The organism is Desulfocurvus sp. DL1XJH-121 (assembly GCF_054819825.1).
The window spans coordinates 59,979-68,536 of record NZ_JBTVWW010000021.1 but is presented as its reverse complement, the minus strand read 5'-3'; the positions used below and the strand labels follow the sequence as shown (position 1 = coordinate 68,536).

Genomic DNA, 8,558 nt, shown 5'->3' with positions numbered 1-8,558 from the left:
AGGCGGCCGAGGCGGCCGCCTAGAAATCACCCCGCCAGGGGCGGCAGTGTCAGGTGAATACTATCTCTGTACAATTATAATCCAACCGAAGAACATACAAAATAAAGACACAACACATATAGCAATAGATTTACTTTTCACATTTGCGTAATGCAATTTCAAATTCTTTACTTGATATCATTTTATTAATAATATCAGACACGACCTTACTCATCATTGGCATAAAATAACCACCACCGAATGTCTTTGTCACCGTTATTCTTGATTCATGACACGACGAATAAATATTCTTACTATTTTTATTTATCTCGAATCTAGCTTTTGCATAAAACTCTTCTGAAAAACCCCACCCATCATAGTAAATCTCATCTAAATTCCCGGAAATCAAGCAACTAGACTGTCCAATTGACAATCCTGATAGTTTTAACTCCATAATAATTGCATCACGGAAAAATGAAGATATACTCCTGTCATTTTCAAATTTTACAGAAGCACCCAATATCTCATTATCTTTGCAACCGCTAGGTACGGTGTACCCAAAAGACCCTATTGATAAATTCCCTGAAATTGTACTCGTGGATTGAGGCTGATAAACAAGATTAATTTTTGCACAAGAACACACCATCAACATACAAATCAAAGCAATTATATTGCGCACACTCTCCCCCTCAACGAATCTGGTTCTAAAGCGAAATAATATCGATATATTAATATTGAGTTTTATGTCAAAAATCAAGACGGCTTCCTTGAAAATAAGCCTCCCATCCCCGCCGTTTCAAACACCCTTTTTCTCACCCTTCATTGGACATTACCGGCCGATGGACGTTACAAGTTCCTGGTGGTTCGGCGGCCCTCCGGAGCGCCGGGCCGGGCGGGCCGGGTTTCGGCGGCCGCCCCGGACAACGGAATTCCCAGGAGTTTCAGCGCATGCGACCTGTCATGATCTTCAAATCGGCCCCGGCTCTGGCGTTTGTCGCCCTGCTGGCCTGCCTGCTCCTCGCACCCGGCGGCGCGTTCGCGGACGAACCCCGGGACGGGGTGTTCGGCTACCCTTGGAGCGTGCATACCCACGAGTTGGAAGGCTTTACCCGCGGCCAGGGCACGGAACTGTTCACCCTGTACGAGGCCCCCAAGGGCGCGGAGGTCCTGCCCGGCGCGCCAGTGGAAAAGGCCGCGCTCGTGTTCGGCAGCACCGGGCTCTTCGCGGTGTACGCGCGCCCGGCGGACTCCGCCGCCTTCAACAACGCCGTGGACTATCTGATGCGCGAACTGGGCAACCCCGTGACCACCAAGGACGACGAGTTGCGCACCTACGCCTGGCAGGAGGGCAAGCTGAAGATCAGGTTCGTCAACGACCTGGCCAAGCGCGAACGCACCATGGCCTTCTACGACCAGTCCAAGGCCGAGGGCGAGCGCCTGATCCAGTACGAGCGCCACGCGGACATGGCCACGGGCTACCTGCCGCCCATGCGCACCAGCCCCAAACGCGGCACGGGCATCTTCAACTTCTGATCCCGCGCCTGTGACTCTTCGCCAACAACAAACGGCCGCGCCCCTCAGGGGCGCGGCCGTTTTTATTGTCCCTTGCGGCGGGGCTTTCAGTTCTCGTCCTCTGCTTCCCATACTTTGAATTCGACCACGACCCTGGTGGGGCCGCCCTCGCGGCTGTCCAGGGCCAGTTGGCCGCCCAGGTCCGCCAGAAGGCGCATGGACGTGGGCAGGCCCAGGCCCGTGCCCTGGCCGTCGGCCTTGGTGGAAAAAAACGGCGTGAAAATCTTCTGGCGCAGCGCCTCGGGGACGCCCACGCCGTGGTCCAGGAACTCGGCGCGCACGAAGCGGGTCCCGTCGCGCTCGGTTTCGGCCAGGGATATCGCCAGGATCTTGTTCTCGTCCCGGCCCGGATATTTCTCGTTCAAGGCGTCGCGGGCGTTGGAGAGCAGGTTCACGAAGACCTGCTGCACCTCCTGGTCGCGCCCGGCGACCAGGGGCAGCCCGACGGGCTGGTGCAGGCGCAGGCGGATGTTGCCCTTGAGCAGGTCCACCCGGGCCAGGGCCAGGGCGTCGTTGAGAATGGCCCGCACGTCCACCGGCCGCACCGCGTCCCCGGGCTTGCGCGAGAAGCCCAGCAGCTTGCGCGCGATGGCCGCCACGCGCCCGGCCTGGCGCAGGATGCTGGCGGGCGCCTCGGCCGCCTCGCCCAGGTCCACGGCCTCGTCCTGGAGCATCTCGGCGTAGAGCATGATCCCGTTCACCGGGCTGTTGATCTCGTGGGCCACGCCCGCGGCCAGTTCGCCCAGGGACGCCAGATGCGCCGCGCGCATGCTCTCGGCCTGCAGGCTGCGCATCTCCGTGATGTCGCGGCAGGCGTAAAGGCGCGTGCCGCCCGCGATGTCCACCCGGCGCACAGTGACCAGCAGGAAGCGCACGTCCCCGCCCACGCTCACGCGGGCCTCCAGGTTGGCGATCTCCCCGGTCCTGTCCAGCTCCCCGGGATCGATGAACCCCTCGCCCAGGAGGGCGTCGACGTCCGGCAGGGCCATGACCTCCTCGGGAGACAGGCCCAGCACGGGACGCGCGTTGGGGCAGACGTAGGCGAAGCGGCCCTGGTCGTCGGTGATCCAGGCCGTGTCCGTGAGGTTCATGAGCAGGACCCGGTGCAGCTCCTCGGAACTGCGCAGGGCCTCCCGGGTCTCCTTGAGATCCGTGACGTCGGTGCAGAAGCCCTCGATGTGGGATTCCACATCCGTGGCGCCCCGCACCAGCCGGGCGTTCACGCCCACCCAGATGAACCCGCCGTCCCTGCGGCGGAAGCGCGTGAAATACCGCCGGGCCTGGCCCTCCCTGCGCAGCAGGTCCAGGAATTCCCGCCGCTCCTCGGGGCTGGCGTACAACTCCTTGTTGAAGTCCTGGACGGACAGGATCAGGTCCTTAGGGGAATCGTAGCCCAGCATGCGGGCCATGGCGGGGTTGGCGCGGATGAAACGCCCGGAGAGAGTGGACTGGAACCCGCCCTCCACCGCGCCGTCGAACAGGCGGCGGTAGTTCTCCAGGGCCAGGCCCAGGGCCTGCTCCACGCGCCTGCCCGGGCCGAGCACCCGGCAGACGCACACGCAGGCGTCCCGCCCGTCGCGCCGCGACAGGCGCACCCCCGCCTCCACGGGCACCTCGCCCCCGTCCTTGCGGCGCAGGGTCGTCTCCAGGGTGAAGCCGCCCAGGACGCCGAGTTCCCCCAGCGCCGCAAAGAAGGGCCCGCCCAGCGGCGCGCGCAGCACGTCCTCCAGGCGCAGGCGGACCGCCGCTCCGGGCTCGTGCCCGATGAGGTCGACGCAGGCCCTGTTGGCGAAGACCAGGGAGGATCGCAAGGGGTCGGGAGCCAGCCGGAAAATCAGAACGGGATCGGGGAGGATGTCCAGGTCGCCCCAGCGCCGTGCGCAGCCACCGTCGACGGGACGCGGCGACGCCCCGACGGCGCGGCCGCCGGCCTGGTCTTCCGTCAGGCTGGTGTCGGGTCCCTGTAGATTGGAATCGTCCATGCCATCCCCGCTGTACGCACTGCATGGCGCCCCCCCGGACGCAAAGCGATGCCATCATATGCCATCTGTTGCAAATGTGCAACTCGCACAGCTGCAAGCCCAACACTGCATGCCTTTTCCCGGACCGGAAGAGGCTCACGACGCAGGAGACAAGGCGCAAGACAGACCGAGCGCGGCGAATCGGGCGCGATAAAACAAGCGTGCGCTGCGGCGACGCAAAGATACAATTATGTAGGATTCCGGAAAGCCGTCAGTGCAGCTTGCCGCCGAACATGGAATTGACGAATTGGTTCTTGTAGAAGTCGTTGACGCGTCCGGCGAGTTGCATGCGGGCGCTCTCGGCCTCTTCCTCGGTGGCGTAGAAGGACGCCAGGTCCCGGGCCACGCCGTCGCCCATGTCGCCGATGGGCTGGCTCAGATGGACCCGGAAATACCACTGGTCGCCCTCATAGGGCTCGTCCGGATGGGGATAGGTCTTCTCCACCCAGCCGATGGCCTTGATGTGGGCGATGGGCACGAGAAAGCCCTCGATCTCGGCCAGGTACTCCAGTTCCGGGTACTCGTCGAATTCCTGCATGCGTCACACCTTTGCGCCGGGAGCGCTTGGAACGGAAAAACGGCCGCAGTCGGGCCGCGCGGGATACGTTCGTGTATTTCCCCTGCCCGGCCCTGTCAACCCGGCCTCGCGCTCAGCCCAGGGCCAGGGCCGCGCCCCACGTCGCCAGCGCGCAGGCCAGCCCGGCCGCGCGCACGAGCCGCAGCAGGCCCCGCAGGCGCGCCACGTCCCAGCGCCCGTCCTCCGGGCCCAGGACCGGCTTGTCCTTGAGCTCGCCGAAATACGTGGCCGGGCCGCCCACCCGCGCGCCCATGGCCCAGGCCGCCGCGGCCATGGGCCAGCCCGCGTTGGGGCTCTCGGTCCTGGCCGCGTCGGCCCGCACCCGGGACAGGGGCGCCCATCTGCGGCGCATCACCCCGCCGCAAGCCCACAGGGCCAGCCCGGCCAGGCGCGAGGGGATCCAGGCCAGCACGTCGTCGGCCCGTGCCGCGGCCCAGCCCAGTTCGCGCCAGCGCTCGGTGCGGTAGCCCCACATGGAATCCAGGGTGCTCACGGCCTTGTAGGCCCACAGGCCCCCGGCCCCGCCCAGGACCAGATACAGGAACGGGGCCGCCAGCCCGTCCCCCAGATTCTCGCTCACGGTCTCGGCCAGGGAGCGGCACACGGCGTCCTCGTCCATGTCCGCCGTCTCGCGGCTGACCAGCATGGACAGGGCCTCGCGCGCCTCGGGCAGACGCCCGGCGGCCACGAGATCCGTGACCGCCCCGGCCTCGCGCAGCAGCGAGCCCAGGGCCAGGCCCGCGTAGGCCAGATACAGGGCCGCGATCCAGCCCAGGAGCGGCAGGGAGGAAAGCCCCCAGGCCGCGCCTCCCGCGCCCAGGGCCAGGGCCAGGACGCAGACGGCGCCCCTGAGGCGCAGGGCCCCGGCCCCGCGCCGGGCCAGGACCTCCAGCCGGTTCGCCGTTCGCCCCAGCAGGCGCACGGGATGCGGCCAGCCCTGCGGGTCCCCCAGGACCAGGTCCAGGCCAAGGGCAAGTAGCGGCAAATACAGGGCAAAACCTTCGCCAGACATGATTCCTCCCATCGTGATTCCAGGGTCCGCGCGGGGCGCGCCGGGTCTGTTTGTAGCCCCCCGCCCCCGTACGCGCAACCGGGGCTACCGTTCACGGGTCCATTCGGCTCGTCCACGGATTACGCGTGGGCGCGCGCGCGATTAAGGGTATAGTACCCGGCGGCGAAAAGAGGGCGCGGCCCTCGGCCGGAAGTGCACAACCGCTTTACCAAAAGAGAGGTGGGTATGTTTCGAGTCTGGAAAATGAGATGTCTTGTGATCGCCGTGCTGGTCATGGCCCTTGCGGGAGCGGCCCCGGCAGCGGCCAAGACATATCTCGCCTACGGAGGGGGCCCGGTGGGGGGCACCTTCAACTATTTCGCCAACGCCATGGCCAGCTACATCACCAACACCTACGCGGACATCGAAGTCTCCTCCGAGGGCTCCGGCGGCTCCACCGCCAACCTGAAGCGCCTGGACAAGGGCGACATCGACTTCGGCATCGTCTATTCGGGCGACGCCTACCTCGGTCGCAACGGCCGCCTGCCCCAGGACGACAACAAATACGACAAGGTCCGGGCCATCGCCTTCCTGTACGGCGCGCCCGCGCACCTGGTGACCAAGAAGAAGGACAACATCCAGAGCGCCATGGACCTGGCGGGCAAGCGCGTGGCCGTGGGCAACGCGGGCTCGGGCGCGGCCGCCGCGGCCGAGCGCTTCTTCACCCACCTGGGCCTGTGGGACAAGATCCAGCGCCAGAACATGGGCTACTCCGCCGCCGCCGCCGCGTTCAACGACGGCAAGCTGGACGCCTTCTGGGTCTTCGTGGGCTACCCCAACTCCTCGGTCATCGAGGCCGCAGCCCGCGACGACATCCATCTGGTGGACGTGCACCTGGACGCCGAGAAGTCCGGCTTCTACAAGGAGTACCCCTTCTACGCGCCCATGAACATCCCCGCCGGCACCTACCGCGGCCAGGACCAGCCCGCCCAGAGCTTCCAGGACGCGGCCTACTGGTGCACCAACTCGGGCGTGGACGACGACATGGTCTACAAGGCCGTGAAGGCCATCTACACCGAGGCGGGCCTCAAGCACATGGTGGCGGCCAAGAAGACCGCCAAGTCCATGAACATCCCCGACGGCCTGAAGGGCGTGTCCATCCCCGTGGCCCCGGGCGCGGCCAAGTTCTGGAAGGAGAACGGCGTGGCCGTGCCCTAGGCGGCCGCACCGGACATAATGAAACCACCGGCCGCCCGCGGCGGGGGACGCCACCCCCGCCGCGGGCCGTGCCGCAGGCCCCGACCTCCCATCCACGTTTTCCTTCGGAGCATCCATGTCCGCCACAGCCAGCAACAAAGAAACGCTGGGGGAACTCAGCGAAGAAAAGAAACAGGCCCTGCGCAAGGTCATGGCCAAGGAGGCCAAGAAGGGGCGCAAGCTCAGCGGCCCCTGGCACCTTCTCGTGTCCCTGCTCGGGGCCTTCATGGTTGGGTTCTATTTCTTTTCCGTAGCCGGCCTGCCCATCGACACCCAGTACAACCGAGGCGTGTACGTGCTGCTCACGTACGTGATGGTCTTTTTGTCCTTTCCCATGAACCGCCGCGCCAACGCCACGCGCCCCACCATCCTGGACATCCTGCTCAGCCTGGCGTCCGTGGCCTGCGTGGCCTACTTCATGCTGGAGTTCGAGGCCTTCAACTACCGCTCGGGCAACGAGTCCCCGGCGGACATCTACGTCTCCATGGTGGGCATCCTGCTCTCCCTGGAGGTCTCGCGCAGGGTGCTGGGCTGGTCCATGACCCTGGTGGGAATTTTCTTTTTATTCTACGGGATGTTCGGACCCGTGTTCCCGGACCTTTTCGCCCACAGGGGCTTCAGCCTGGAGCGGCTGTCCGTGACCCTGTTCATGGAGCAGGACGGGGTCTTCGGGGTCATGGCCTCGGTGCTGGTGACCTACGTGATCCTGTTCATCTTCTTCGGCTCGTTCCTGCAGAAGTCCGGGGTGGGCAAGTTCTTCATCGACTGGCCCCTGGCCCTGGCGGGCAAGACCGTGGGCGGCCCGGCCAAGGTCTCGGTCATCGCCTCGGCCTTCTTCGGGTCCGTGTCCGGCTCGGCCATCGCCAACACCGTGTCCACGGGCGCGTTCACCATCCCGCTCATGCGCCGGGCCGGGTTCAAGCGCCACGTGGCCGGGGCCATCGAGCCCGCGGCCTCCATCGGCGGCATGTTCATGCCGCCCATCATGGGCGCGGGCGGCTTCCTCATGGCCGAACTGACCAACGTGCCCTACGTGGAGATCATGAAGATGGCCGTGTTCCCGGCCATCCTCTACTTCTTCAGCGTCCTGTCCATGATCCACTTCGAAGCCAAAAAACACGGCATCAAGGGCCTGGAGGATCAGGAGTTCGAGCCGGCCATGGCCGTGTTCAAGCGCCACTGGTACAAGTCCCTGCCCCTGGTGGTCATCGTGGTCCTGATGCTCATGGGCTTCTCCCCGGGCATGAGCGCCTTCTGGGCCACAGCGGCCTGCGTGGCCATCAGCTGGCTGGACCCGGAATACCGCATGGGCCCGGCGGAGATCTGGGAGGCCACGGTGAGCGGTGCCAGGGCCACCCTGGTCATCGGGGCCACCGTGGGCGTCATCGGCATCATCGTGGGCACCATCGGGCTCACGGGCATCGGGCTGAAGTTCTCCAACATCATCATCCAGATGGCCCAGATGGCCCCGGCCTGGGCGCATCTGCCCGTGACCATCCTGCTCATCGGCCTGGCCTCCCTGGTGCTGGGCATGGGCGTGCCCGTCACGGCCAGCTACCTGATCACCGCGTCCCTGGCCGTGTCCGCGCTCACGGGCATCATCACCGAGGCGGGCATCGTGGGGCACACGGAAGTCTCCATGCTCATCGCCGCGCACATGATCGTCTACTGGTTCAGCCAGGACTCCAACATCACGCCCCCGGTGTGCGTGGCGGCCTACGCGGGCGCGGCCATCGCCGGGGCCGACCCCTGGAAGACGGGCTGGACCTCCTTCAAGTTCGCCAAGCTCCTGTACGTGGTGCCCTTCCTGTTCGCCTACGAGCCGTCCATCCTGCTCTACGGCGACGCCCTGCACATCTCCATGGCCTTCGGTAGCGCCATCGTGGGCACCCTGGCCTTCTCGGCCCTGACCATGGGCTATCTGATCCGCCGGACCACCGTGCTGGAATGGCTGATCTTCGCCGTGGGCACCTTCCTCTGCTACCACACCCAGCATTTCTACAATATCGTAGGAATGGCCGTTGTGGCCGGAGTCTACGCCCTGCAGAAGGTCAAGAACGTCCGGGACAGCCGCGCCGCGGCCGTGCCCGCCTGACAGGAAACACCGACGGGCGGCGGCTTTTCGGCCGCCGCCCTCTTCCCCTCCCCGCCTCTTTCCCCT

At 65.1% G+C, this 8,558-nt stretch carries 7 protein-coding genes; 3 read left to right on the top strand and 4 right to left on the bottom strand.

Going from position 1 to position 8,558, the window contains the following annotated elements; genetic code table 11:
* Positions 1-130 precede the first annotated feature (130 nt).
* Complete coding sequence (locus tag ACYYG1_RS13895) at positions 131-736, bottom strand: hypothetical protein (RefSeq protein WP_461210927.1); 606 nt, start codon at positions 734-736, stop codon at positions 131-133.
* Between the two features lie 191 nt (positions 737-927).
* Between ACYYG1_RS13895 and ACYYG1_RS13890 the strand changes: the two genes are divergently transcribed.
* Complete coding sequence (locus ACYYG1_RS13890) at positions 928-1,512, top strand: hypothetical protein (protein WP_461210926.1); 585 nt, start codon at positions 928-930, stop codon at positions 1,510-1,512.
* Positions 1,513-1,598: 86 nt separating this feature from the next.
* Here the strand turns inward: ACYYG1_RS13890 and ACYYG1_RS13885 are convergent, their stop codons facing one another.
* From ACYYG1_RS13885 to cbiB, 3 genes are all read right to left on the bottom strand, one after another.
* Positions 1,599-3,533, bottom strand: coding sequence for a PAS domain-containing sensor histidine kinase (locus tag ACYYG1_RS13885; protein WP_461210925.1), 1,935 nt, complete (start codon positions 3,531-3,533; stop codon positions 1,599-1,601).
* A 250-nt stretch (positions 3,534-3,783) separates the two neighbouring features.
* The gene (locus ACYYG1_RS13880) at positions 3,784-4,110 is read right to left on the bottom strand and encodes a hypothetical protein (RefSeq protein ID WP_461210924.1); all 327 of its coding nucleotides are present in this window, start codon (positions 4,108-4,110) and stop codon (positions 3,784-3,786) included.
* 112 nt (positions 4,111-4,222) lie between these two features.
* Positions 4,223-5,161: an adenosylcobinamide-phosphate synthase CbiB gene (gene cbiB, locus ACYYG1_RS13875; RefSeq protein WP_461210923.1), complete on the bottom strand. Its 939-nt coding sequence runs from the start codon at positions 5,159-5,161 to the stop codon at positions 4,223-4,225.
* Positions 5,162-5,404: 243 nt separating this feature from the next.
* Between cbiB and ACYYG1_RS13870 the strand changes: the two genes are divergently transcribed.
* Together ACYYG1_RS13870 and ACYYG1_RS13865 are read left to right on the top strand one after the other, a co-directional pair.
* A complete protein-coding gene (locus ACYYG1_RS13870; protein ID WP_461210922.1) occupies positions 5,405-6,358 on the top strand; it encodes a TAXI family TRAP transporter solute-binding subunit in 954 nt (317 codons plus the stop codon).
* A gap of 115 nt (positions 6,359-6,473) precedes the next feature.
* Positions 6,474-8,492 carry a TRAP transporter permease gene (locus ACYYG1_RS13865; protein ID WP_461210921.1) on the top strand — a complete coding sequence of 673 codons (2,019 nt, stop codon included), beginning with the start codon at positions 6,474-6,476 and terminating at the stop codon, positions 8,490-8,492.
* Positions 8,493-8,558: the final 66 nt, after the last annotated feature.

Coding starts and splice junctions, on each gene's coding strand:
- ACYYG1_RS13890 (WP_461210926.1), top strand. CDS start 928: ATGCGACCTGTCATGATCTTCAAATCGGCCCCGGCTCTGGCGTTTGTC.
- ACYYG1_RS13885 (WP_461210925.1), bottom strand. CDS start 3,533: ATGGACGATTCCAATCTACAGGGACCCGACACCAGCCTGACGGAAGAC.
- ACYYG1_RS13880 (WP_461210924.1), bottom strand. CDS start 4,110: ATGCAGGAATTCGACGAGTACCCGGAACTGGAGTACCTGGCCGAGATC.
- cbiB (WP_461210923.1), bottom strand. CDS start 5,161: ATGTCTGGCGAAGGTTTTGCCCTGTATTTGCCGCTACTTGCCCTTGGC.
- ACYYG1_RS13870 (WP_461210922.1), top strand. CDS start 5,405: ATGAGATGTCTTGTGATCGCCGTGCTGGTCATGGCCCTTGCGGGAGCG.
- ACYYG1_RS13865 (WP_461210921.1), top strand. CDS start 6,474: ATGTCCGCCACAGCCAGCAACAAAGAAACGCTGGGGGAACTCAGCGAA.